The following is a 23,806-nucleotide window of genomic DNA, read 5'->3' as shown; positions in this document are numbered from 1 at the left end:
ACCGGCAATGGCTGACGTCAGGGCAGTGTGAGCTCGGCGAAGACGGGCCGATGGTCGGTCTTCGCCAGCGACTCGACCGAGAACGCGCGTACCCCCAATCCGGCGGAGGCCAGCACATGGTCGATCACCACGCCGGGAGCCCGCCCGCCGCTGGGCCAGTACGTCGCGGTGAACCCCCGTCCGGTGACGTCCGCCGCGTCGCGGTAGCCGGCGGCCAGCAGGTCGCGCATCGGTACGTGGTCGAGCGTGGCGTTGAAGTCGCCGGCGAGCACCCGCGCGGCCTCACCGCCGCGAGGCAGCGCGACCAGCCCCTGCTGCCAGCAGGGCGTACGTCCCTCGTACTTGGGCGCGCACGGATGCACCGACACCACCTCGATCTTCGTCCCGCCCGGCTCCGCGAGCACCGCCCTGGCCTGCCCGAACGCCCCGAACTGGATGGCCGGCCCCGCCGTGAGCGGATAACGCGAGTAGACGCCGGAGCCGCCCACGCCGGGCAGCGCCCGGACCACGGCCTGCGGCAACGCCTTGCGCAGACCCGCCCGGTCCAGGGCCGCCGCGGCCTTGGGGGTGAGCTCCTGCAGCGTCAGGACGTCCGGCCGGAGCCTGGCGACCAGATCCATCAGCCCCGCCGTGTCGGCCGAGCCCACCATCAGGTTGGCCGCCAGCACCCGCAGCGTCCTGCCGCTCGTCACCGGCTCGCCGTCGGCGAACCAGCGAGGCAGTACTGCCAGCGCCAGGGCCGCCACGGTGACGAGCGCGACCGCCCCGGCGACCCACCGCCGCAGTGCCCCGGCCAGGGCGAGGGCGAGCACGGAGGCCGCCGCCGCGTACGGTGTGAACGCCACGATCGGCACCCACGGCCACAACCCGTCGTACGGACTCACCCGCAGCGCCGCCCACACCGCGAGCGGAGCCACCACCGACCACACCAGAACGCTCACCAAAGTTCGCACTCGCCCCTCCTCCCATGTATTGCCACGAATCATCACAGAGGTTCACGCCATGAGATGGTGGGCTCCATGCGCGACGCGGAAGCCAGGGTCCTCCAGGCCATCGACGACACCGACACCGTGAACCTGCTGGCCGAGACCGTCAGAGTGCCCAGCGTGACGGGCACCGACGCGGAGTCCGAGTTGCAGCACCGCGTCGCCCGCGTGCTCACCGAGGCCGATCTGGACGTGGACGTCTGGAAGCTGGACCTCGACGACCTCGGCCGCCGCGCGGGCTTCCCCGGCACCGAGGCGCCGAGGGCCGAGGGCTATGGCGTGGTGGCCGTGACCGGCGGCGAAGGCACACCGGCACTGGCCCTGCAGGGCCATGTCGACGTCGTGCCCATCGGCGACCCGGCCCAGTGGGCGGGGAACGACCCGTTCGCCGCCAGGATCACCGGCGACACCCTGCACGGCCGCGGCGCCTGCGACATGAAGGCCGGGCTGGTGGCCAACCTCGCCGTCGTCCGCGCGCTCAAGAAGGCCGGGGTACGGCTGGCCCGGCCGCTCGCCGTGCACTGCGTGGTCAGCGAGGAGGATGGCGGACTCGGCGCGTTCGCCACGCTGGCCAGGGGCCACACGGCGGAGGCGGCGGTCATCACCGAGCCGACCAGTGGCGCCGTCATCACGGCCAACGCGGGGGCGCTGACGTTCCGGCTGGAGGTGGTGGGCCGGGCCGCGCACGGGGCCACCCGCTATGAGGGGGTCAACGCGGTCGAGGTGTTCTGGCCGGTGTTCGAGGCGATCCGGCGGCTGGAGGCCGAGCGCAACCGTGACGTGCCCGCCATCTTCGCCGGGAACGCGATGCCGTACCCGATCGAGGTTGGCACCGTGCGGGCGGGCGACTGGGCCAGCAGCGTGCCCGACCTGCTCGTCGCGGAGGGCCGGATGGGCGTCCGGCTCGACGAGGACCCGGCGGCGGCGCGGGCCGCGTTCGAGGAGGCGGTGCTGACGGTCGCGCACCCGTGGCTGCGCGACCACCCGCCGGCGATCACCTGGCCGGGCGGCCAGTTCGCCAGCGGGCGGCTGCCCGAGGCGCACCCGCTGCTGGCGGAGGTGACCGGGGCGATCGCCGACACGACGGGCGCGCGGCCGATGGAGAAGGCCGCGCCGTACGGGAGCGACCTGCGGCTCTACGCGGCCGGCGGGATCCCGGCGCTGCACTACGGCCCCGGCGACGTACGGTACGCGCACGCCCCCAGGGAGCAGGTCGAGCTGCGGGAGCTGCGCGAGGTCACACGAGCGCTGGCAACGCTCGTGGTGCGCCGTTGCGGAACACTTTGAGCAGCGTCCCCGGGCTCATCAGCGACGAGCGGCGGCGGACAACAGGCCCGCCATGCTCGCGCCGATCACGATGGTGTGATCCATGATGGTTCCCCCCTGAGGAAGTTGTGGCTTCCAGAGGGTCACCCGCGCCCGCCGTCCGCTTCCACGTCCTTTGGCACGCTCCAAGAATCACGTTCTACGAGGACTCCACCGGCAGGCCCGCCGCCACCCAGTCCTCGATCCCCTCGACGTACCTGCGCACGTTCGTGTAGCCGAGGGAGGTCAGGCGGCGGGCGACGGCCTTGCTGTTGTTGCAGGCCGGGTTCGTGCAGTAGGTGACGATCGGCGCGTCCTTGTCGGGCAGCAGCGCGGGCGCCCGCTCGGCGACCTCGCTCTCGACCAGCGCGATGGCACCCGGCAGGTGCTGCTGGGCAAAGTAAGCACCGCCGAGCGTGTCGAGTACGGTGACAGTGTCGAGCGTTGCTCGGAGCTCGTCGCGGGTGATGGTCATTGTGGCCTCCGGTCCAAATGGACTACAGTCCGCTTTGTGGATGGCTCGAAAGCTAACGGACCGCGGTCCGGTTCGTCAAGACAGAGGCTGGAACTGCTTCGCGGGGGCCCGGTCAACGAACGTGCGGACGCGGCGCGCAACAGGGAGAAGGTCCTTGCCGCCGCGGCCAGGCTGTTCGCTGAGAAGGGTGTCGAAGCGGTCTCCATGGATGCGATAGCGGCGGAGGCCGGGGTGGGGAAGGGCACGTTGTTCCGCAGATTCGGGGATAAATCGGGGCTGGCGGTGGCGCTGCTCGACGAGCGCGAGCGGTTGCTGCAGGAACGCATCCTGTCCGGTCCGCCGCCGCTGGGCCCCGGCGCGCCCGCGCGCGACCGGCTCACCGCCTTCGTCGACGCCTATCTGGACTACCTGTTCGCCCACCTCGACCTGGTACGCATGTCCGAGACGGCCAGTCCGGGCGCCCGCTACCGGATCGGCGCCTATCGCTTCTGGCACCGCCACGCGGCCATCCTGCTGGCGGCCTCGCGCCCGGGGTCCGACGCGGACGTCCTGTCCCACGCGCTGCTGGCGGCCACCGCCGCGGAGGTGGCGGGCGTGCTCAGGGAGGAGTACGGCGAGGCCCGCGCCCGCGACGCGATCACCGCCCTGGTCGGGGCCCTGGTGGGCTGAGAGCGGGATGAGAGGGGGGAGCCGGTGGATCAGGCCGTCGTTCTCACCTGGCGGCGCGCCTCGGGGATGATGAGCGGGGTGCCCGACTGGGGATCCTCGATGATCTCGCAGCGCAGGTCGAACACCTCGGCGACCAGGTTGGGCGTGACGATCCCGGCCGGGTCGCCCTCGGCCACGATGGCGCCGTCGCGCATGACGATGAGGTGGGTGGCGTAGCGGCACGCCTGGTTGAGGTCGTGCAGGACCGCCACCATCGTGCGGCCGGCCTCGTGCAGGTCGGCGCAGAGGTCCAGTACCTCGATCTGGTGGGAGATGTCGAGGAAGGTCGTCGGCTCGTCGAGCAGCAGGATCGGCGTCTCCTGGGCCAGTGCCATGGCCAGCCACACGCGCTGCCGCTGGCCGCCGGACAGCTCGTCCACGATCCGGTCGGCCAGTTCGGACACGTCGGTGGCGCGCATCGCCTCGGTCACCGCGGCCTCGTCCGCGCGTGACCACTGCCGCATCAGCTTCTGGTGCGGGTAGCGGCCGCGGGCCACCAGGTCCGTCACGGTGATGCCGTCGGGCACGATCGAGCTCTGTGGCAGTAGCCCGAGGCGCCTGGCCACCTCCTTCGACGGCAGCGAGGTGATCACGCTGCCGTCGAGGTGGACCGCGCCCTTCCTGGGCTTGAGCATTCTGGCCAGGGCGCGCAGGAGGGTGGACTTGCCGCAGGCGTTCGGGCCGATGATCACGGTGAACGACTCGTCGGGGATCGTCACGTCCAGCTCGGCCGCCACGACGCGCTGGTCGTAGGCGAGGGTGAGGTCGCTGCCCGACAGCCGGGCGGTCTCGGACTGGGGGAGTGCCATCAGCGGCGGTCCTTTCGCGCGAGCATCAGTGGCGGGCTTTTCGGAGGAGCCATCAGTGGCGGTCCCTTCGGAGGAGCAGGGCGAGGTAGGCGCCGCCGATCGCGGCCGTGAGCACGCCGACGGGCAGCTGTGTGGGGGCGAGTACGCGCTGGGCGGCCAGATCGGCGCCGGTCAGCAGGACGGCGCCCATGAGCGCCGAGGCGCCCATCGTCACGCCGGGCGACCGGGTCAGCCGCCTGGCCAGCTGCGGAGCCGCCAGGGCGACGAAGATGACCGGCCCGGCGGCGGCCGTGGCCACCGCGCACAGCAGCACGCCCACGGTGATGGCCGTAGCCCGTACGGCCTCGACCCTGATGCCCATGGCCCGCGCCGAGTCGTCGCCCATCTCCAGCATCCGCATCGGCCGTGACACGGCGGCGCAGACCGGGAGCAGCGCCGCGAGCGCCACCGCCACCGGGATCGCGTGGTCCCAGCCGCGCCCGCTGAGGCTGCCCGTGAGCCACGCCCCCGCGGTCGCGGCGTCGTTGATGTTGGCCCTGGTCAGCAGGTAGGAGTTGGCGGACAGGAGCAGCGCGTTCGCGCCGATCCCGACGAGGACCAGCCGGTAGCCCTGCACGCCCCCGCGATGGGCCAGCGCGTACACCAGCACGGCGGTCCCGACGCAGCCCGCCAGCGCGCCGCCCGCGATCTGCAGCGCCGTGCCGCCCGCGATCACGCCGAGGATGCCGCCCGTGGAGGCGCCGGCGGTGAAACCGATGAAGTCGGGGCTGCCGAGCGGGTTCCTGGTCAGGCTCTGGAAGATCGCGCCGCTCAGGCCGAACGCCGCGCCCACCAGCAGCCCGGTGACCACCCGGGGCGCGCGCAGCTTGCTCACGATCAGCTCGGCGACGGGCGTGCCCTGGCCGAACAGCGCGGTCAGCACGTCGGGTACGGACACGGTCAACTCGCCGGTCGAGATCGCCGCCACGGTCACGGCGAACGCGACGAGGAGGAGGACCAGGGCGACGACGAGGGCCCGCGGCGCCAGCCGTACGGACCAGGGACCGAGACGGATGCTCATAGCGCGGCCAGCCTCCTGCGCCTGGCCATCAGGATGAAGATCGGCGCGCCGACCACCGCGCACATGATGCCCACCTGCACCTCGCCGGGCCGGGCGATGAGCCGCCCGGCCACGTCCGCCGCCAGCAGCAGCGCCGGCGCGGCCAGCACCGTGTACGGCAGCACCCACCGCTGGTCCTGACCCACCACGGCTCTTACCGCGTGCGGGACGGCCAGCCCGACGAACCACAGCGGCCCGGCCGCGGCCGTGGCGGAGCCGCAGAGCAGTGTGACCGACACGGCCGTGAGGACCCGGGTACGGGTGACGGCCACGCCCAGGGCCTTGCCGGCGTCGTCGCCCAGCGCCAGCATGTTCAGCGGCCTTGCCAGCAGCAGCCCCACCACCAGGCCGACGGCCATGAAGGGCGCGATCCGCAGCAGCACGTCGGAGGTCTGCCCGGCCAGTGAGCCGGTGAGCCAGAACCGCATCCGGTCGAACGTCTGCGGGTCCATGCGCAGGATGGCCGAGGCCACCGCGGTGAACACCATGCCGACGGCGATGCCGGCCAGCGCCAGGCGTACCGGACCGGCGCCCGAGCGGCCGGCCGAGCCCAGCGCGTAGACGACGACGGAGGCCACGGCGGCGCCGCCGAAGGCGAACCACACGTAGACGGCCGGGTTCGTGAGCCCGAACAGCCCGAGCGCGAGGGTGACGCCGAGCGCGGCGCCCTCGTTGATGCCGAGCAGGCCCGGGTCGGCCAGCGGGTTACGGGTCAGGCTCTGCATCAGCGCCCCCGCCAGTCCGAGCGCGGCCCCCACGCCGATGCCCAGGAGGGTCCGTGGGACGCGTAATTCGCGGATGACCGTGTGGTCGCCGGACCCGTTGGGGGCGGTCAGCGCGTCCAGCACCGTGGACAGCGGCACCGACCGCGCGCCCAGCGCCACGCTGGCCATCGCCACCAGCACCAGCACGCCGAACACGACCACCAGCCCACCGGCCAGCGCCGCCGGACGTCCCCGGGACGCCACGGGCTCGACCTCGGCCGGGCGCTCTTTCACCGCGGGCAACCCGCACCCCTTTCGTCACGGTCACATTGAGGCGAGGCTAAGGTAAAGCCCCACAACCAAGGCAAGCCTAACCTTAGGAGATGGACATGTCGGGACCGGTACTGCCTCGCAGGGGCTTTTTCGCGGCCACGGCGGGCGTCGCGGCGGCCCTGACGCTGGCGGCCTGCGGCGGCGAGGGCGCCCCAACCGCAGGCGGCGAGGGCGCCGCCACCCAGGCGCCCCCGACCGGGGCGGCGACCGGCGCGGCGGGCGGGTGGACGTTCACCGATGACCGGGACAAGAAGCTGAGCCTGCCCAAGCGCCCCACCCGGGTGGTCGCCCAGGTCGGCGCCGCGGCGGCACTGTGGGACTTCGGCGTGCGCCCGGTCGGCGTCTTCGGCCCGCACAAGCTCAAGGACGGCGCCAGGGACCCCCAGGTGGGCAACGTCGACATCGCCAAGGTCACGGGGCTGGGCAACGTCTGGGACGAGTTCAACGTGGAGCAGTACATCGCGCTCCAGCCCGACCTGCTGGTCAGCAGCATGTACATCAAGGGCACGCTCTGGTACGTACCGGAGAAGTCGAAGGCCACGATCGAGCAGGTCGCCCCGACGGCCGGCATCATGCTCACCGGGCGCAGCGCCATGGAGGTGATCGGCAAGTACGAGGAGCTGGCCACGTCGCTGGGCGCGGACCTACAAGGGGTGCCGGAGGCCAAGGCCCGGCTGGCGGCGGCCAGTAAGGAGCTGGCGGCGTTCAAGGACCTCAAGATCCTCATGGTCTCGGCGGGCCCCGACGCGATGTGGGTGGTGAACCCGCCGGAGTATCCGGACATCGTGCACCTCACCCAGAACGGCCTGACCGTCGTCACGCCCGCCAAGATCGACGAGGGCGGCTTCTTCCAGACGCTGAGCTGGGAGAACGCCGACACCTACGACGCCGACGTCATCCTCTACGACACGCGCACCCAGTCGCTCAAGCCCGCCGAGATGATGAAGAAGCCCACCTTCGCCAAGCTGCCCGCCGTCAAGGCCGGGCAGCTCTACCCGTGGAGTGCCGAGGCCCCCTACAGCTACCAGGGCTACGCCGACTTCGTGGAGGGCCTCGTGGCCAACCTGAAGAAGGCTAGTAAGCTCCCGTGACCTCGACGATCTCGGCCAGCGGGAACTCCAGGTAGTCGCCGGCCTCCTCGCACCAGGCGTCGAGGGCGCCGCCCTTGAGCTCGCCGTGGCTGATCGTCGCGGTCAGGCCGTCGGTCAGCGTGATGCCGGCCCGCACACCCCGGTCCACGACGAAGCCCAGCAGTGACTGCTGCGCCGTGGGCAGCCTGGTCGCCATCCGGCCGATGACGGCCCAGGTGCGCCCGGCGCGGTCGTTGGCCGCCCGGCTGGCGGTGATCAGGCGGGCGGCGTGCTCGTGCGGGTCGGGGATCGGCTCGGCGATGATGTGCGGGATCGCCTCGGCACCGCCGATCGCCGCCAGCTCCGACAGCTCGGCCACCTGACCGCCGGGCAGCAGGATGAGCTTGCCGTTGTGGGGTTCCTCGACGCGGGTGCGGCGGATCGTGATCTCACCGCCGTCGGTGACCGGGACGGGCGAGTAGCCGTGCTCGCGCAGCGCGGCCAGTGTCCGCTCGGCGCCCGCCGAGCTCACCAGTACGGTGGGCGCGAGCAGCCGCAGGCCGAGCCGGCTCAGCCGGCGGTGAGCGGCGATCTCGGCGAGCAGGGTCGGGTCGGAGGCCTGCACCACGCAGCCCACCGTGGTCACCGTCACCTCGCCGTGCCTGCGGGCCACGTCGCGTACGAGGTATTCGAGCGGCTGCGGGATGGTGCCGACGCCGGACAGCTCCTCCAGCAGCTCGTCGGCCTCGTAGCCGTGGTCCAGCGCGCGGCGCACGCTCTCGGTGGTGAACCGCCACACCGAGGCCGCGCCCCGCGACTCCCGCTCGGCCACCCGGTCGAGCAGCGCGGCCAGCTCGGCGGACGGCGGTCCCGTCACCACCGCGGTCAGGTCGGGGCCGAACAGCGCGCTCCTGCGTACGCTGGCCAGCGCCCTGGTCGCCGCCTCCGCGAGTATCGGGTCGTGCTCGACCAGTGGCACCGCGTCGTCGCTCTCCTCGCCCGCCTTGGCGGCCAGCCCGGCCAGCGCCCTGCCCAGGTCGGTCAGCGAGTCGTTGGCCAGTAGGCCGAGCAGCCGCGCCTCGACGAGCACCGCGGACGCACACTCGGCCAGCAGGTCCTGGTCGAGCATCGGGGAGTGCCAGTGGACGTTGCGGACCAGGCCGGCGCGATCGGCGAAGGCGGTGCCGGCCGGCAGGTGGGACAGGACCGACAGCACCGCCCGGCGCACGCGGGCCACGGCGGCGCCCGACTGGTCGTCGCCCAGCACGGTGCCGTACTTGCCGTCGATCTTGCGCAGTGACGAGCGCTCCATGCGCCACCAGGCCGACAGCAGCACCCGCAGCCTGGCCGAGCCCTCGTCGAGCCGCCAGCGGTCGAACCGCTCGGTGGGGATCATGCCGCCGGACGGCTCGTCCCAGGCCAGCAGCCTGGCCACGGTGCAGATCTCCAGCAGCAGCCGGGTCTCGTCCTCGTCGCAGCCGGTCTCCTTGGCCATCCTGCGTACCTCGCGTACGCCCACGCCACCGGTCTTGAGCAGCGGCAGCGGCGTCTTGGAGGCGTTGTCGAGCAGCGCCGCGCACCGTTCCACCACATGTGGAGCGGCCAGCGTCATCAGGTGGTCGACCTCTTCCGGGTCGATCGGGATGGTGGCCACCTCGGGTGGTTCGGGGGTGAAGGGCGGGTGGTAGTCGCCGCCGCGCAGGCCGAGCGCCACCTCGCGCGGCATCTCGGCCACGTGCCAGCTCGGCCGGTAGAGGAGCCCGTGGTCGGCGGACCACTTCTCCGGCGTGCCGGGCATGACGAACCGGCCGCCGTCGACATCGCGTACGGGACCCTCCCAGGCGAAGCTGTCCAGCAGCCGGACCGTGCCCTCGGGGGCGGTGCGCAGCAGCGCGTCGAGCCGCGTCCGGTCGCCGAGCACCTCGCTGGCCCGGCTGACCGTGCGGCGCTTGTTGCCGTCGGGCGGGAGCCCCAGGTTTCTGGCGAGCGAGCGCAGCGTGTCGTTGCTGATCGTCCAGGAGTTGAGGTAGTGGTCGAGCGGCTCGCCCAGGCCGAGGGGCGCGGTCCACCACCGCGACACGGGCTCGGCCAGGCGGATGACGCCCTCGCCGTCGGGCCAGGCCAGCGCGTGGTCATGCAGGAGGTCGAGCCAGGGGGTCAGCTCCTCGGCCGGCACGCCGAGGAAGGCCGCCAGCCGCTCGGGAGTGGCGTGCCGCACGACCAGGCACGCCTGAGCCAGCTCAAGGCAGGGAAGAGGCAGGCCGCGCAGGGCCTCCATCACGGCGAATCCGTTGCCGAGCCGTTGGGCAAGGGTGTCGAGCCGCCGCGGCCAGGGGGCCGCGATGGCGTCGGGCCGGGTCGCCAGGATGCGGCCCAGCCTGTCTTCGTCAAGTGTTCGTAGCCAGCCGAGCAGGTGATCATCCATCTGTCAGCACTCTCATGGGGTCGCACGCAGGGACTCACCGTGAGCCATGAGCATCCACGGTAATGCAGATCACCCCCGGTCAGGAGAGGACTGCCCAGACGATCTTCCCGTGGGGCGCGAGTGCGGACCAGCCCCATCGGTGGCTGAGCGATTCGACGATGTGGAGTCCGAGGCCGCCGGTGTCGAGAGGGCCAGGGTATCTCAGCACGGGCACCGATGAGCCTGGATCGGTGAAGGCGCTGGTAACCAGCGCGCCGCGGCGTACCAAGGACATGTGGACCGGGCGGTGGCAATGCGGCTCGGCCAGGCGTAATCCGTGTCGCAGGGCGTTGGTGGCCAGTTCGGAGACCACCAGCTCCATGTTCTCGATCAGCTCGCCGAGGCCCCATCCCGTCAGGGTGCCGTTGGTGAAGCTGCGGACGGAGTGGATCGAGGACGCCGTGGGCGGGAGGACGAACGTGGCGCTCGAGGCCGGGCCTGGGACCAGCAGGTCACGCGCGGCCTCCGGCCACCACCCGACCGGGGGCCACCAGTCGAACGTGGTCCACGAGCCCTGCGTCGCCGTGGTGGATTGCACGTTGATCATTCTGGAGCAAACTCTCGTGCAGGTGCAAGAGCGAATGCACGTGCAGACACCGTGTGCAAGCGCTACCGTTGCCCCAAAAGGTCAATCAGTGGGAAAGGGGATCTTGTCCACGGCATATGATCTTTCGGCCGTGGAGTGACAGACTGTGTGCTAAGGAAACGACCAAGGAGCAGCACGTGTCCCTCGATCCGCCCGGTTCAGGTTCGACCGTTCGGCGCATCATGCTTGGCGCCAGTTTGCGGCGGCTGCGTGAAGCCAGCGAGCTCACCCGCGACCAGGCCGGATTCCACATCCGGGCGTCCGAGTCGAAGATCAGCCGTATGGAACTCGGTCGCGTCGGATTCAAGACACGCGATGTGGAGGACCTGCTCACCCTGTACGGCGTCGTCGACGACGCCGAGCGCCGTGCCCTGCTGGAGATGGTCCGCGAAGCCAACACCCCCGGGTGGTGGCACAAGTATTCAGCCGTTCTGCCCGCGTGGTTCACCACGTACGTGGGGCTAGAGGAAGCAGCCAGCGTGATCCGTACCTATGAGGTGCAGTTCGTGCCCGGTCTGTTGCAGACGGCCGCATACGCACGCGCGGTATACCAACTCGGCAACCCCGATGAGACCCCTGGGCAGATCGAGCGCCGCGTGCATCTGCGCATGCAGCGACAAGAGCGCTTCACGCAGAAGGACGGCCCGCGACTGTGGGCGGTCATCGACGAAGCGACCCTCAAGAGGACCATCGGCGGGCGGGAGGTCATGTCCGAGCAGCTTCAGCACTTGCTGGAAGTCGCTGCCCTTCCCAATATCACCATTCAGGTGATGCCCTTCAGATATGGCATGCACGCCGCTGAAGGTGGCGCGTTCAGCATCTTGCGATTTCCCGAGTCCGACTTGTCGGACGTTGTCTATGTCGAGCAGCTCTGGGGTGCCCTGTACCTGGACAAGCGTGAGGACATCGATCCATATCTCACGGCTATGGAGCAGTTATGCGTGGAGAGCACCACGCCAGGGGGCACCGTCGAGCTCATCGGCGGTCTTCTCAGAAAGATGTAGATGAAGCAGACCTACAACGGCATGCCCGCGACCGACCTGCAGCAGGTCGCCTGGCGCAAGAGCCACTACAGCAACTCACAGGGGAACTGCGTCGAACTCGCGAAGCTCCCCGACGGCGGGGTGGCGGTGCGCAACTCGCGCTTCCCCGATGGCCCGGCCCTGATCTACACCCGCGACGAGATCCGAGCCCTCGTGCTCGGAGTGAAGGATGGGGAGTTCGACGGTCTCCTGGTGTAACAGGCTGTTAACCTCCGGCGGGCCCCCTTAACGGGGGCGCGCCGGAGGTGTAACCGCCCCGCCTCCGGCAGACCTCATGATCAGCACATGCTCGACCAGATGACCCTTTATCCGATCGCCGACGACGTGCTCTTCGCACCCGGCGGCAAGGTCGTGATCCGCACCTACGGCGTCGCGCCCTCCGGCGCTGCCGTCTCCTATCGCACGTGGGTCACGGGTCTCCGTGACCAGCCGCGCTACTGGCACTGGGGACACTTCGAGGACGCCACCTCCGGGCACCGCAGGGTGCTGGAGTGGCTGACGGGGAGAGGGCCGCAGCCTACCCAAGCGGGCGCTTGATCAGCTAAGGTTGAGGCCGAGCAATCGCTTGGTCAAAGGAGCCCGGGATGCGGCGTGGGATCTACCTTCTCGAAGAGGTCGACTTCCGGCCGATGAACTCCCGGCGCCCGATGGAGTACCTCACCTGGCTGACCCGCTACAAGCGCGAGGACGAGGCCCGCCAGGCGCCCACGCTGACCTCCGGCATGTCCATCAGGTCCCGCGAGATCGACCTGGCCGGCGCCTTCTACGCCGTGGGCATCACCGGGCACCCGCAGTTCAAGGCGGTCACGCTGTGGGACTGCCACGGCGGCTGGGACGGCGGCTGGCGCCAGATGATGGAGATCTACCGAGGGGTGGACGACCGTCTGTTCCTGTCCGACATCGACGACCTGCGCTTCTCCGCCTTCTCCCGCCCGCTCGGCGCCGTGCCGGGCTGTCCGGACCTGAGCGAGGTGGCCACCGCCGAGTTCTACGTGTTCGAGAGCGCCCGCGTACGACCCGGCGCCGCCCTCGACTACCTGGAGGCGGTCCGCACCGAACGCGCCCCGCTGCTGGCCGAGCACGGGCATCACCTGGTCGGCCTGTACGAGGTGCTGTTCTGCGACACCGAGGCCGTCACGGTATGGGGCGTGTCGCTCGACGACCACCTGCGCACGCAGCGGGCCCGCGACGCCGCCCTCGGGCTGGACGACGAGGTGCCGCCGGACCCGCGCCTGCTCGACTGGGCCAAGCGGGCCCGCGACTTCCTCGACGGGCCCTGGCGCGAGACCCTCCTGTCGCCCTTCCCCGGCAGCCGTCTGGCGCCCGGAGGCACATCGGGTTAGCGTCGGGCTGCGGAGGTAGCCATGACGGACTCGTACCTCTATAACGGGCAGGGCTCCCAGGACCACGTCGCCTCGTGCCCGGACTGCAGCGCGGCCATCGCACTCCTGGACGCCCCAGGGGAGGCTGTCTCTCCGCCGCCCGGGCTGCGGGAGGAGATGCTGGCCAGGGCGCGGCTGCGGCGCAGCCCCGCCGAGACGGCGGTCGCGGCCGTGGCCGTTCCCTATGCCCAGCAGGTCGCGCTCATGGACGAACTGCTGGGCGAGCTCAGCGTGGCGCAATGGGAGGCGCCCCTGGCCAAGCACGGCACCGTGCGCGGCATGGTCGAGCACCTGGCCGCCAACGACGCCAGGGTCGCGGGCTTCATGGGCGTACCGGCGACCGCCGGCCTGCCGGTTCACCGGCGCTGGCGCGAGCAGGCCGGATCCCTGCTCGAACGCGTCTCCGGCAGCACCGGGGTGCTGCTCGGCGTCGAAGTGGAGCTGGCCGGGACCAGCCCGGCGCGCGGGCCGCTGCGGCACGCGATGGTCCAGCGGACGTTCGAGACCTGGACGCACGCCGACGACATCAGGACCGCCACCGCCAGATCCACGGCACCGCCGGCCGACGAGCACGTGCGGATGATCGCCGAATTCGGGCTGGCCATGCTGCCCCGGGCCGTCAAGGGACCGCGCCGCGACGTGGCCGCCACCGTCGTGCTGACCGGGCCCGGCGGCGGCACCTGGACGGTGCCGCTCTCGCCGACGCCCGACCGTGTCGCCGTGCTGGTGTCGGCGGACGCCGTCCACTTCTGCAAGCTGCTGGCCGGCCGGTGGCCGCCCGGCTCCTTCCCGTACGCGGCCGAGGGCGATCCCGCGCTCGCCCGCGAGCTGATACGGGCCGCCTCCACACTGGGATGTGACTGATGGGCCCCGACGCGGACCTGCACGCCCGGTTGGTCGCGGGCGACCTCGACGCGCTGGCCGCCGCCTATGACGAGCACAGTCCCTTCGTGTACGGGGTGGCGATCAAGATCACGGGGAACCGGGTGTCCGCCGAGGAGATCACCCAGGACGTGTTCGTCGGGCTGTGGGAACGGCCGCTGTCGTACGAGCCCAGAAGCGGCTCACTGCGCGGCTGGCTGGTGAGCAAGGCGCTGCACGCCTCGGCGGTACGGGCTGAGGTCGGCTGACCCGCGCGCGTCGGGGTCAGGTGACCGGTGCGTTCCAGGCCGTCACCACGGGCTCGGCGTGTTCGTAGCCCAGTCGTGAGTACGTGCCGGTGTCGAGCTTGAACAGGCGGCCGTCGGTGGGCGGCAGGCCCAGCCAGCGGGCCGTCAGCACGCGCAGGAAGTGTCCGTGCGCCACCAGCGCCACCCGCCCCTCGGCCGCCTTGGCCCTGGCGATCACCCGGTCGGCGCGCGCGCCCACGTCGGTCGCGCTCTCCCCGGGATGCTCGGCGTCGCCGGGGGTCACGCCGTCACGCCACAGGTACCAGCCCGGCCGGGTCTCCCGGATCTCGGGCGTGGTGATCCCCTCGTAACCGCCGTAGTCCCACTCCCACAGATCCGCGTCCACCACGTACGCCTCCAGCCCGGCCAACTCCGCCGTCCGGCGGGCCCGCTGGGCGGGGGACACCAGCACCAGGTCGAACGTCATCTCCTTGACCAGCGGCGCCAGCGCCCGCGCCTGCTCCTCGCCCGCCGGCAGCAACGGCACATCGGTGCGGCCCGTGTGCTTGCCCGCCGTGCTCCACTCTGTCGCGCCGTGCCTGAGCAACACCATCTCGTCCATGACTTCCATCATCCGGCACGGTTGACCTCAACCGTGGTTCAGGTAGCAGGCTGGGCGACATGCACGCGATAAAGCTCTATTCCTACGGTCCTGCCGAGAACCTCCGCTATGAGTCCGTCCCCGATCCCCTGCCGGGCCCCGGCGAGGTCCGCATCGCCGTACACGCCGCCGGTGTGCACTTCATCGAGACCCTGTTCAGGCGGGGCATCCCCATCGGCCCGCACCCCGCCCCCGACCTGCCCACGACGTTCGGCCATGAGGTGGCGGGGGTGGTGGAGTCGGTCGGTGAGGGCGTCGGCTCCGACCTGCTGGGCAGCCGCGTGGTGACCGGCGAGGTGACGTCGGGCGGCTACGCCTCGCTCGCCGTCGCGCCCGCCGCCGGTCTGACGGTGCTTCCCGACGGGCTGGAGTACGGCGCTGCGGTCGCCATGCTCTCGACCGGCGCCACCACGCTGGGAGTGCTGGAGGTCGCACCCGTGACGGCCTCGGACGTGGTGCTGGTCATGGCCGCCGCCGGAGGGATCGGCACGCTGCTCGTCCAGCACGCCCACCGGGTGGGCGCGACGGTCGTCGGAGCGGCGGGCGGCCCCGCGAAGGCGGCCCGGGTCCGCTCGCTGGGCGCCGACCTGGCGGTCGACTACAGCACGCCCGGCTGGACGGACGTCGTGCGGAAGTCGGTCGGCGACGTCACGATCGTCTTCGACGGGGTCGGCGGCGAACTCGGCAGAGCCGCCTTCGAACTCCTCGGTGGGGACGTCGCGGGGCGCGGCGAGGGCGGTTTCGGGCCGGGCGTCGAAGGTGGGCGGCAGGTGGTGTTCGGGCAGGCGTCGGGGGAGTGGTTCCATCCCGAGGAGGCCGAGTTGAAGGCCCGTGGCGTGACCTCGTACGACGGCATCGCCTACCTGCTCGGCCGCCAGGGCGGCATGGACGACCTGCGGGACCGGGCGCTGGAGGCGGCGGCGAGCGGCGAGCTCACGCCCGCCGTCCAGTCCTTCCCGCTGGAGCGGGCCGCGGCCGCCCATGCGGCGCTGGAGAGCAGGAACACCATGGGCAAGGTGATCCTCATTCCGTAGCGAGTTCCTCGACGATCGGGGTGAAGGCGTCGAGGTCGCGCTCGTGGTGCACCACGAAATACGAAATATCGTGCTCATCCCGCCAGTAGCGGAGCTTGTCGACTATGTCGTGGTGGGTGCCGAGGAGTACCTGTGGCGTCTCGTCCAGTTGTGAGGTGTCGGCGGCGCTCCAGGTCTCCTCCGGCTTGCGCACGCCCACCTGCACCACGCTCGTGCCCAGCTCCAGCCGGTCGTAGCGGTCGCCGGCGGCCGCGCGTACCGTCCGCAGCTTGTCCATGAACGCCTGCCGCCCGCCGTCGTTCCCGTCGGGCCCGGTGCCGTCGGCGCGTACCCGCATCCCCAGGTTCACCACGTCGGCCTCCCGGGCGGCCAGCCGCAGCATCCGCGGCCCGCCGCCGCCCAGGAGCAGCCGCGGGTGCGGCCGCCGCACGGGCTTGGGCTGCTGATCGAGCGCCCGGATCTGGTAGTGCGTCCCGTCGAAGGTGTACGGCCCGTCGCCCCACAGCCCCTTGAGCACGGCCACGGCCTCGGCCAGCCGGTCCACCCGCACACCGGGCGGCTCGAACGGCAGGCCGGCCCGCTGGTAGTCCTCGGCCATCCAGCCGGTCCCGAGCCCCACGTCGAGCCGCCCGTCGGACAGCACGTCGAGGGTCGCCGTCTCCTTGGCCAGCACGGCCGGATGCCGGAAGTCGTTGGCGAACACGAGAGTCCCCACCCGAAGCCGCGTCGTCACGCTCGCGGCGGCGGCCAGCGCCGCCACGGGAGCGAATCGCGGGCCGACCAGGTGGTCGGGCACGAGCAGCACGTCGAACCCGGCACTCTCCAGCCGCCTGGCCTTGTCCGCCCAGGCCTTGCCCGACTCCGCCTGCCGCACCACCGCCCCGAACCTGAACCGCCGCACGTGCCTCTCCTCGCTTGAACAAGCGCTTGTGTACATGCGCTTGCCAGCTTAGAGGCGATCGCGCCGCCATGGCACCCACCGCGCCCGTGCCAGCGCGCTTCCGACTGGCCTAAGCCCGACGAAAACCACGGAGATGGTCAACTTCGCGCACGTAACGGCGCCCGGCCATGTGCGGGTTCAGCGGCCGTTTTCCTGGAGGTCCCCAGCCATGTGCGGCGGGTGGCGGGTGGAGCGGCTGTGCCGTAAAGGAAACAGCGGCCCTGACCGGAAGGCGCGCGCGGTGAGCACAGCCGCGGAGGTGTCGCGTCGGCGCTCAGGCCATGCGGAGGCCGGTGCGGGCGGGGAGGGACGTGATCAGCGCCTGGATGATCCGCGCGATCAGCATTTCCAGGAGCATCATGCCCGCCTTCGCGAGCACAGAGGCCAGAAATTCAGACACTGAGTACCTCACATCAGTAAACCTACCGTTATGAGGATAATCAGCCACAAAAGTTGCGATAAGGCAACAAATCAGGTGTCTATATGGTGAACCGCTGATGACTACCCCGCGCTCGCCCGCTCCAACAGTCCGCCGCCCGCTCCATCAGCCCGCCGCCCGCTCCAACGGCCCGCCGCCCCGCTCCATCAGCCCCGCCACCAGCGCCGCCGCCCCGGCGCAGCCCAGCCCGATGGCCCAGCCGAACGGGCCGACCGGACGGCAGCCGAAGACCTGGCTGAGCCCCGGGACGGAGATGATCACCATGAGGGCCGCCAGCGACGACACCGACGCGAGGAACACCAGCCGATCCCCGTCCCCCACCGACAGCGTCTGCAGCAGCTGCGCTCCCACCAGGCCGATGAGCCCCACGGTGGACGCGCGGCCCGGCGTGCCCGTCATCCGGCCGAGCAGCCACGCCGCGGTCGCCGCCGCGGCGGTGGTGACCGCGCGTACGTAGATGTCCCGGGTCAGGGCGGTGCCGAGCGAGACCTCCGGCCCCTCGGCGAGCAGCTTCTCCGGGGTCTCGGCGTTCGGCGGGCGAACGGCCACGGCCATGGCGGGCAGCATGTCGGTGAGCAGGTTGACCAGGAGCAGTTGGCGGGCGTTCAGCGCGCTGCGCCTGGACAGCAGGCTAGATCCGACCGTGAAGGCGATCTCTCCGACGTTCCCGCCGAGCAGGATGCCGAGCGAGTCGCGGACGGAGCCCCACATCGCCCGGCCCTCGGAGATCGCGTCGATGATCGTCTCAATGCGGTCGTCGATCACCACGATGTCGGCGGCGGCCCTGGCGGCCGGGACGGCACGCGGTCCGAGGGCGATGCCGATGTCGGCGAGCCGGATCGCGGGGACGTCATTGGCGCCGTCACCGGTCACGGCCACCACCTTGCCGGCCCGCCGCAGGCAGGAGACGATGCGGGCCTTGTGCTCGGGCGTGGTGCGCGCGAACACCGCCACCTCGGGCAGCACCTTGGTCAGGGCGTCGTCGTCCAGCCCTTCGAGTTCGGGTCCGGTCATCACCCGCTGGCCGTTCAGAACGTGGATCTCGGCGGCGATGGCCTCGGCCGTGCTCGGATGGTCACCAGTGATCATGATGACCCGCACGCCGGCGCGCATCAGCCCCTCGACGCTCCGCTTCGCCGTGGGCCGTACGGGATCGGCCAGGCAGAGGAAGCCCAGGAAGCACAGGCGCTGGATGCGGGCCTCGTCGAGATCGGCGCGGCTGGACGCCTCGCGTTCGGCGACGGCGAGCACGCGGAAGCCCTGCAACGCCTGCCTTTCCACCTCCTTCTCCAGCTCACGCCTGGTCCTCGGGCCCATGGGCACCCGCTCGCCACCGCGGATCAGGTGGGTGCAGCGGTCCAGGACGACCTCGGGTGCTCCCTTGACGCTCAGCAGGTGACCCGACTCGGACAGGCCGAGCACCGCGTGGTAACCGCGCGCGGGCTCGAACGGCAGCTCGTCGACCCGGTGCCACTCCCGAAGGCCGTCCTTGGGCGCTACGTGGAGCTTGGCGGCGCCGTCCACGACGGCGCGGTCCGTCGGATGGGGGATGGCCCGCCCGCCCTCGAAGCGGGGGCCCGCCCGGAGCGCCGCGCCGACGATCACCTTCAGCTCCGGCGTCAACGTCTCGACCGGCCGGGCGTGGCTTCCGTCCGAGACCTGGCGCAGGCTGATGTGGCCTTCGGTCAGCGTCCCGGTCTTGTCGAAGCAGAGCACGTCGACCCGCCCCAGGGCCTCGATCGTCGACGGGTTGCGGACCAGCGTGTTGCGCTGGGAGAGCCGTTTGCTGGAGGCGAGCTCGGCCACGGTGGCGATGAAGGGCAGCCCTTCGGGGACCGCGGCGACGGCCAGGCTCACCGCGGGGGCGAGGGCCGCGGACAGGGGCGAGCCGCGCAGCAGGTTGGTCACCATCAGGACCAGGCCCGACCCGATCGCGGCGGGCAGGATGCGGCGGCTCAGCCTGCGCAGCCGCAGCTCCACACCGCTCACCGGCGGCCCCTCGGCAGCCAGCCCGGCGGTCCGGCCCGCCTCGGTCTCCTCCCCGGTCGCCACGACCACGGCCAGTCCGTGTCCGGCCGCCACCGTAGTGCCCTCGTACACCATGGATCGGCGATCCGCGACGGCGGCGGCCACGGTGGGCGCCGCGGTCTTGGACACGAGCTGCGACTCGCCGGTCAGCGTGGACTCGTCGATCTCCAGGCCGACCGCCTGGATCAGCCTGCCGTCGGCCGGTACGGCGTCACCGGCGCGCAGCTCGATCACGTCCCCCTTCACCAGGTCGTCGGCGACGCCGGAGACACCGCCGCCGGGCCTGCGCAGCCGGACCCGGACGGCGGTGATCTCGGTGAGCCGGTGCACCTCCCGGTCGGCGCCGCGCCGCTGCGCCCCGCCGATGACGGCGTCGACCACCATCACGCCGCCGATCAGTACGGCGTCCAGGACCGAACCGACCGACGCCGACAGCCCCGCGCCCGCCGCCAGGACCGGCGTCAACGGGTTGGCGAGCTCCTCCAGGGACGCCATGACCAGAGAGGTGGGCCCGGCGGAATCCGGCCGCGCCGGCTTCGTCCTGCGGCGCTCGGCCTCCCTCTCGTTCAGCCCGTGCGGCGAGGTGCGCAGCAGGGCGAGGACGTCGGGCACCGCCATCGCGTGCCATGGCGTGCGATCGGCGGGCACCGGCGGTGCCGTCCGCCTGACGTTCCGTCCCACCCACTCCCCGGTGACCAGGGCGGCCACCGAGGTGCAGTCGCGTACCAGGTGCGCCCGCGCCACCGACGTCCTGGCCGGGCCGAGCACGGCCAGGCCCGCGCCGACGACCCCCGCCGTGGCGGCCACCCGCACGCTGCGCCTGCTGGCCTTCTTCGCGTACGGGACGCAGCGCAGCAGCAGGTGGATCCCGTCGAGGTCGCTGATCACGTCGGCGTCCCACGGCACGCGCCGCGCCCCTCGGAGCACGCCGATGCCCAGGTCGGCCTGGCGCAGGCCGCGCCTCGACGTACGGGACACCACGGCCACGACGTGTCCTTCGGACTGCAGCGACCGGAGCGCGGCGACCAGCCGGGAGCCGCCCTCGACGACCCGATCCACACCGAGTCGCGGGCCGAGGTACGCCTCCCCACCGGCCAGGACCACGTCACCCGCGCATTTCGCGGCGGCGACCACGGCTTCGGCCAGCGGGTGGAGTTCCGGCGCCACCCCGACCAGGGCGACCGGGACCCCCTGCCGAGAGACGCTGACCGGCCGGATCCCCTGACGGCGCCACTTCCGCACCTCCGCGGGCTCGCGCGTCGCCGAGTACGGCCCCGCCGACCAGCCGTCCCGCTCGCGCCGGGCCGCTGGATCGGTGAGGTCGAGCAGCGTGTAGATCCGCGCGTGCAGCTCATCCAGGCTTTTGTCCACGCCGTGGTCTGTGCCGATGTTCGCGCGGTGGTTCGTGCCGATGTCCGTGCGGTGGTCTGTGCCGAGGTTCGTGCCGTGGTTCACGCGGTGGTCCGTGCCAAGGTTCTCGCCGAGCGGGACGATGCCGTCGATCGTCCACCCGCCCGTGGTCAGCGCGGCGGCGTCGAGGAGGACCGTGTCGACGCGATCCAGGCGGCCCAGCGCGCGGCGGTGAAGCACCATTCCACCGCGGTTGGCCAGGGCGCGCGCGAGAACGCTGGTGAAGGAGTCCCTGCCGAAGTGCGCGGCCTTCGGGATCCCCGTGATGAGCACGGAGAGCCCCCGCTCGTGGCCGCCGCCCACCACGGTGGTGACCGCCTGCGTCACCACCGTGGCGGTGCTCGCGGCATTGGCGTACAGCTCGACGGGCCCGTGCGGCAGCGGAACAGGTCTAGGCCGCTCCGCGACCTTGATGTGCCGGTACGCCCCGTCGGCGTCGGCGAACTCCTCCTCGCGCAGCTCCCAGGCCCGCCGCCCGGCGCACGAGTCGACGAAGCGGATGGCCGCCGCGACGGAGTCGACGAGCATCGACACGGGCCGTACCGCCAACGTCTGGGAGACCAGGCGAGTGGACGCGACCACCGCCTCCGCGGTGGGAATGCTCATGTACCGCTCCAGCTCGCGCCGGATCCGCGGGGTGTGCTCGGCCAGCGACAGGACGGCGGGTACGGCCGGCGACAGGCTCGGCAGGCGGGCGACCCGGCCGGCCAGCGCGAGCCCGGTGCCCAGGACGTGCAGGCCGAGGCTCATCGCGGCGCGGGCCTGCTGCTGCACACCGTCGAGCGCCACCGAGCCGCTGGTGCCCTCCACGTCGAGTTCGTCGACGATGGTCGCGAGCTTGTCCAGATCGGCCGTGGCCGCGTCGCAGCTCACGAACACGCAGCCGAGCGCGCCGTTCACCTCGGCCCGGTCTACCCCGGCCGCGCGCAGCCGGTCTTCGAGGACGCGGGCGGCCGGCTCCGTGCCGGGGCCGCCGACATGCCGCAGTTCGATGCGTACGCCGCCCGCGCACTTCTGTATCCGGCGAGGGCGGGGGAGCATGCTCCTTACCGGCTCGGGGAGCACGCTCAGGACCGTGTCAGCGGAGAACGGCCACATGTCGTCCCCTCGGCGGAACTGTGCGGGCGGCGCGCAGGCCGCTCGGCGGAACCGTCCAGGCGCGCAGACTGTCCGGAACGTGCGGAACCGTGAAGGCGCGCAGGCTGCTCAGAACACGTGGCAACCCGGTCTCACCGGCCCGACCGCGCACGCCCGGTGGTGCTCGCCCGAGCACCTCGTGACGTGGTGGAGGAGGCCGTTTTGCGCTGGGAGGAGGCCCTCTTCGAGGAGCCGGTGGTCGCGGCGGCGCTCGTCGAGGAGGTGCCGCGCCTGCCCGAAGCGGTACGCCGACCCGAGGTGGCGGTCCCTTCCGAGGCGGTGCTCTTTGGTGCGGCGGTGGTCCTGGACGAGGTGGTGCTCTTGGGTGCGGCCGAACTCCGGGAGGCGGTGGTGGTCTTCGGTGTGGTGGTGGCTCTGGAGGTGGTGGTGCTCTTCGGTGCGGCCGAACTCCGGGACGTGGTGGCGCTCTTCTGTTCGGTGTCGCTCTTCGGCGTGGCGGTCGCGGCGGTCGCGGTGCGGCTGCGCGCGGCGGAGGTCGTGGCACGGCTACGGGTCGTGCCGGACGCAGCGCGGCTGCGGGTGCCGGAGGTCGTGGCGCGACCAGGGGCGGTGGAGGTCGTGGCACGGCTACGGGTCGTGCCGGACGCAGCGCGGCTGCGGGTGCCGGACGTGGTGGCGCGACCACGGGTGCCGGAGGACGTGGCGCGACCGCGGGCGGTGGAGGTCGTGGCGCGGGCGGTGGCGGGCGGGGACGCCTGCGTACCGCGGGCGGGTGTCCCGCTCTCCCCTTGCTGTCCGCGCCGCCCCTCCTGGCCGCGCCGCGCGATCAGCGCACCGGCGCCGATGGCGGCGGCCACCGGCCAGTCGAGCACGCCGAACGCCGCGAGCGCGCCGAGCGCGCCGTAGTACGCGAGGCGCTCGGGCGGCGGAAGGAACGTCCGCGCAACGTCCACGGCGTGACCGAGCTCCCGCCGGGAAAGGCGCGGCAGCCCAAGACGCGGCAACCCTAGACGCGGCATCTCAACGTGCGGCATCCGCAGATCCGGGGGATGGACCTGAACGCTCATCATCGGCAGATCAATCGCTAGTTCTTTGGACGAACGCGCTCGAGACTGGGCAACGGCCATGATTCCTCCCCCATATCGCGGACGTCGAACGCCTCCCCCGCGCGCGACGAACAAGAGTTCCCTGCCCACTTTTATGGCCTGTATCCGTTTTATGGTTCCCCTTCCGTATTTGAGGGCTCGAGTTGACCGAAGGGGCAAGGGCACTTACCAAGCGCTTGCTCAGGTGCAAGACTGTGGGGCATGGAGATCCCCGTGCGCGCCGCGTCGGACGACGAGGCGGGCTTCTTTCACGAGCACGGATGGGTGCGGCTGCCCGCCCTCGTGCCCCCCGACGCCGTGGCCGAGCTCAGGCAGCGGGCGACCGGCTACCTCGCGGCCCGCGCGAAGGAGCGGCGGACGCTGGTCGACCAGGCGTTCGGGCAGTCGCGCGACATCGCCGAGAGCGACGAGGCGTTCCGGACGCTGGCCCTGAGCCCGGCCATGGGCGTGAACGCGACCCGGCTGCTGCACGGTGTGGAGGCCGTACGCGTGCAGGTCACGAACCTGCTCGTCAAGGAGCCCGGGGAGCACGCGGCGACCGAGTTCCATCAGGACTTCCCGTGGATGCCGATGGACCGCTCGGCGATGCTGACGGTTTGGTTGGCGCTGGTGGACGTACCGGCGGACATGGGGTCGCTGCGCTTCTTCAGCGGTTCGCACCGGTACGGACTGCTCGGGCGGAGCTTCACCCGGACGGGGGACGACCAGCTCAGCCAGCACCCATGGCTCAAGCAACTGGAGCTGTCGCCGCCCCTCGACCTCGCGGCGGGCGACGCGACCGTGCATCATGCGCTGACCGTGCACGGAGCACCCGCCAACCACCGCGACCAGCCGCGCCTGTCGTTCACCGTCACGTACTTCGACGCGAACGCCCTCTACACCGGCACGCCGTACCAGCAGACGGACGGGCTCGACCTTGAGGTGAACCGGCCGTTCGACCACCCGAGGTTCCCGTGCGTGTGAGCGCCCCAGACGCACAGGCGGGAGACGCGCAGGTGAGAGACGTGCAGGTGAGAG

Annotated in this window: 23 protein-coding genes; 12 read left to right on the top strand and 11 right to left on the bottom strand. The window is 71.7% G+C overall.

Annotated features, from left to right (window positions below; translation table 11 throughout):
- Positions 1–17: 17 nt before the first annotated feature.
- Complete coding sequence (locus ACIBO2_RS09240) at positions 18–953, bottom strand: endonuclease/exonuclease/phosphatase family protein (RefSeq protein WP_397296149.1); 936 nt, start codon at positions 951–953, stop codon at positions 18–20.
- A gap of 66 nt (positions 954–1,019) precedes the next feature.
- Here ACIBO2_RS09240 and ACIBO2_RS09235 point away from each other — a divergent pair, with 66 nt between their 5' ends.
- Entirely contained in the window at positions 1,020–2,273 is a 1,254-nt protein-coding gene (locus ACIBO2_RS09235; RefSeq protein ID WP_397296147.1) for an ArgE/DapE family deacylase, read from the top strand.
- 178 nt (positions 2,274–2,451) lie between these two features.
- On the opposite strand, the gene ACIBO2_RS09230 is transcribed toward ACIBO2_RS09235, so the two are convergent.
- Complete coding sequence (locus tag ACIBO2_RS09230; RefSeq protein WP_397296145.1) at positions 2,452–2,766, bottom strand: rhodanese-like domain-containing protein; 315 nt, start codon at positions 2,764–2,766, stop codon at positions 2,452–2,454.
- A 204-nt stretch (positions 2,767–2,970) separates the two neighbouring features.
- Between ACIBO2_RS09230 and ACIBO2_RS09225 the strand changes: the two genes are divergently transcribed.
- A complete protein-coding gene (locus ACIBO2_RS09225; protein WP_397296143.1) occupies positions 2,971–3,435 on the top strand; it encodes a TetR/AcrR family transcriptional regulator in 465 nt (154 codons plus the stop codon).
- Positions 3,436–3,464: 29 nt separating this feature from the next.
- Here the strand turns inward: ACIBO2_RS09225 and ACIBO2_RS09220 are convergent, their stop codons facing one another.
- Genes ACIBO2_RS09220 through ACIBO2_RS09210 form a run of 3 tightly spaced genes read right to left on the bottom strand, consistent with a single transcriptional unit; the run spans position 3,465 to position 6,380 of the window.
- Positions 3,465–4,283, bottom strand: coding sequence for an ABC transporter ATP-binding protein (locus ACIBO2_RS09220; RefSeq protein WP_358550998.1), 819 nt, complete (start codon positions 4,281–4,283; stop codon positions 3,465–3,467).
- 52 nt (positions 4,284–4,335) lie between these two features.
- On the bottom strand, positions 4,336–5,343 hold the full coding sequence (locus ACIBO2_RS09215; RefSeq protein WP_358551000.1) for an iron chelate uptake ABC transporter family permease subunit: 1,008 nt from the start codon (positions 5,341–5,343) through the stop codon (positions 4,336–4,338).
- The gene (locus ACIBO2_RS09210) at positions 5,340–6,380 is read right to left on the bottom strand and encodes an iron chelate uptake ABC transporter family permease subunit (RefSeq protein ID WP_358551222.1); all 1,041 of its coding nucleotides are present in this window, start codon (positions 6,378–6,380) and stop codon (positions 5,340–5,342) included. Before ACIBO2_RS09210 ends, ACIBO2_RS09215 begins: the two co-directional genes overlap by 4 nt.
- A 95-nt stretch (positions 6,381–6,475) precedes the next feature.
- Between ACIBO2_RS09210 and ACIBO2_RS09205 the strand changes: the two genes are divergently transcribed.
- Positions 6,476–7,510, top strand: coding sequence for an ABC transporter substrate-binding protein (locus ACIBO2_RS09205; RefSeq protein WP_397296140.1), 1,035 nt, complete (start codon positions 6,476–6,478; stop codon positions 7,508–7,510).
- Here the strand turns inward: ACIBO2_RS09205 and ACIBO2_RS09200 are convergent.
- Positions 7,494–9,914 (bottom strand): helicase-associated domain-containing protein, encoded by a 2,421-nt coding sequence (locus ACIBO2_RS09200; protein WP_358551004.1) that lies wholly within the window; start codon positions 9,912–9,914, stop codon positions 7,494–7,496. The genes ACIBO2_RS09205 and ACIBO2_RS09200 overlap by 17 nt on opposite strands.
- Before the next feature lie 79 nt (positions 9,915–9,993).
- On the bottom strand, positions 9,994–10,500 hold the full coding sequence (locus ACIBO2_RS09195; RefSeq protein ID WP_357960052.1) for an ATP-binding protein: 507 nt from the start codon (positions 10,498–10,500) through the stop codon (positions 9,994–9,996).
- 221 nt (positions 10,501–10,721) lie between these two features.
- Between ACIBO2_RS09195 and ACIBO2_RS09190 the strand changes: the two genes are divergently transcribed.
- From ACIBO2_RS09190 to ACIBO2_RS09165, 6 genes are all read left to right on the top strand, one after another.
- Entirely contained in the window at positions 10,722–11,543 is an 822-nt protein-coding gene (locus ACIBO2_RS09190) for a helix-turn-helix transcriptional regulator (RefSeq protein ID WP_225299863.1), read from the top strand.
- The gene (locus ACIBO2_RS09185; RefSeq protein ID WP_225299640.1) at positions 11,544–11,780 is read left to right on the top strand and encodes a DUF397 domain-containing protein; all 237 of its coding nucleotides are present in this window, start codon (positions 11,544–11,546) and stop codon (positions 11,778–11,780) included.
- An 87-nt stretch (positions 11,781–11,867) separates the two neighbouring features.
- Entirely contained in the window at positions 11,868–12,119 is a 252-nt protein-coding gene (locus ACIBO2_RS09180) for a hypothetical protein (protein WP_358551006.1), read from the top strand.
- A gap of 47 nt (positions 12,120–12,166) precedes the next feature.
- Entirely contained in the window at positions 12,167–12,925 is a 759-nt protein-coding gene (locus ACIBO2_RS09175; protein ID WP_358448247.1) for a hypothetical protein, read from the top strand.
- Positions 12,926–12,946: 21 nt separating this feature from the next.
- The gene (locus tag ACIBO2_RS09170) at positions 12,947–13,828 is read left to right on the top strand and encodes a hypothetical protein (protein ID WP_397296136.1); all 882 of its coding nucleotides are present in this window, start codon (positions 12,947–12,949) and stop codon (positions 13,826–13,828) included.
- Positions 13,828–14,094, top strand: a complete 267-nt coding sequence (locus tag ACIBO2_RS09165) for a sigma factor (protein WP_358551010.1) — start codon at positions 13,828–13,830, stop codon at positions 14,092–14,094. The genes ACIBO2_RS09170 and ACIBO2_RS09165 overlap by 1 nt, the downstream gene beginning before the upstream one ends.
- 16 nt (positions 14,095–14,110) lie before the next feature.
- On the opposite strand, the gene ACIBO2_RS09160 is transcribed toward ACIBO2_RS09165, so the two are convergent.
- The gene (locus tag ACIBO2_RS09160; protein ID WP_358551012.1) at positions 14,111–14,695 is read right to left on the bottom strand and encodes a histidine phosphatase family protein; all 585 of its coding nucleotides are present in this window, start codon (positions 14,693–14,695) and stop codon (positions 14,111–14,113) included.
- Between the two features lie 59 nt (positions 14,696–14,754).
- Between ACIBO2_RS09160 and ACIBO2_RS09155 the strand changes: the two genes are divergently transcribed.
- Positions 14,755–15,768 (top strand): zinc-binding dehydrogenase, encoded by a 1,014-nt coding sequence (locus ACIBO2_RS09155; RefSeq protein ID WP_358551014.1) that lies wholly within the window; start codon positions 14,755–14,757, stop codon positions 15,766–15,768.
- Here the strand turns inward: ACIBO2_RS09155 and ACIBO2_RS09150 are convergent.
- The 3 genes from ACIBO2_RS09150 to ACIBO2_RS09140 form a co-directional block, all read right to left on the bottom strand.
- The gene (locus ACIBO2_RS09150; protein WP_358551016.1) at positions 15,758–16,669 is read right to left on the bottom strand and encodes a TIGR03621 family F420-dependent LLM class oxidoreductase; all 912 of its coding nucleotides are present in this window, start codon (positions 16,667–16,669) and stop codon (positions 15,758–15,760) included. The genes ACIBO2_RS09155 and ACIBO2_RS09150 overlap by 11 nt on opposite strands.
- A 313-nt stretch (positions 16,670–16,982) precedes the next feature.
- Positions 16,983–17,108 (bottom strand): hypothetical protein, encoded by a 126-nt coding sequence (locus ACIBO2_RS09145; protein ID WP_358551018.1) that lies wholly within the window; start codon positions 17,106–17,108, stop codon positions 16,983–16,985.
- A 144-nt stretch (positions 17,109–17,252) separates the two neighbouring features.
- Complete coding sequence (locus ACIBO2_RS09140; protein ID WP_397296133.1) at positions 17,253–21,683, bottom strand: HAD-IC family P-type ATPase; 4,431 nt, start codon at positions 21,681–21,683, stop codon at positions 17,253–17,255.
- A 201-nt stretch (positions 21,684–21,884) separates the two neighbouring features.
- Here ACIBO2_RS09140 and ACIBO2_RS09135 point away from each other — a divergent pair, with 201 nt between their 5' ends.
- Positions 21,885–22,589, top strand: a complete 705-nt coding sequence (locus ACIBO2_RS09135) for a hypothetical protein (RefSeq protein WP_397296131.1) — start codon at positions 21,885–21,887, stop codon at positions 22,587–22,589.
- 401 nt (positions 22,590–22,990) lie between these two features.
- Positions 22,991–23,752 carry a phytanoyl-CoA dioxygenase family protein gene (locus ACIBO2_RS09130; RefSeq protein ID WP_357960077.1) on the top strand — a complete coding sequence of 254 codons (762 nt, stop codon included), beginning with the start codon at positions 22,991–22,993 and terminating at the stop codon, positions 23,750–23,752.
- Positions 23,753–23,806 lie beyond the last annotated feature (54 nt).

Source organism: Nonomuraea sp. NPDC050022 (genome assembly GCF_044460705.1).
Taxonomy (GTDB): domain Bacteria; phylum Actinomycetota; class Actinomycetes; order Streptosporangiales; family Streptosporangiaceae; genus Nonomuraea.
Note: the sequence above shows the minus strand (reverse complement) of the source record. Positions and strands in the feature narration are given on the sequence as shown.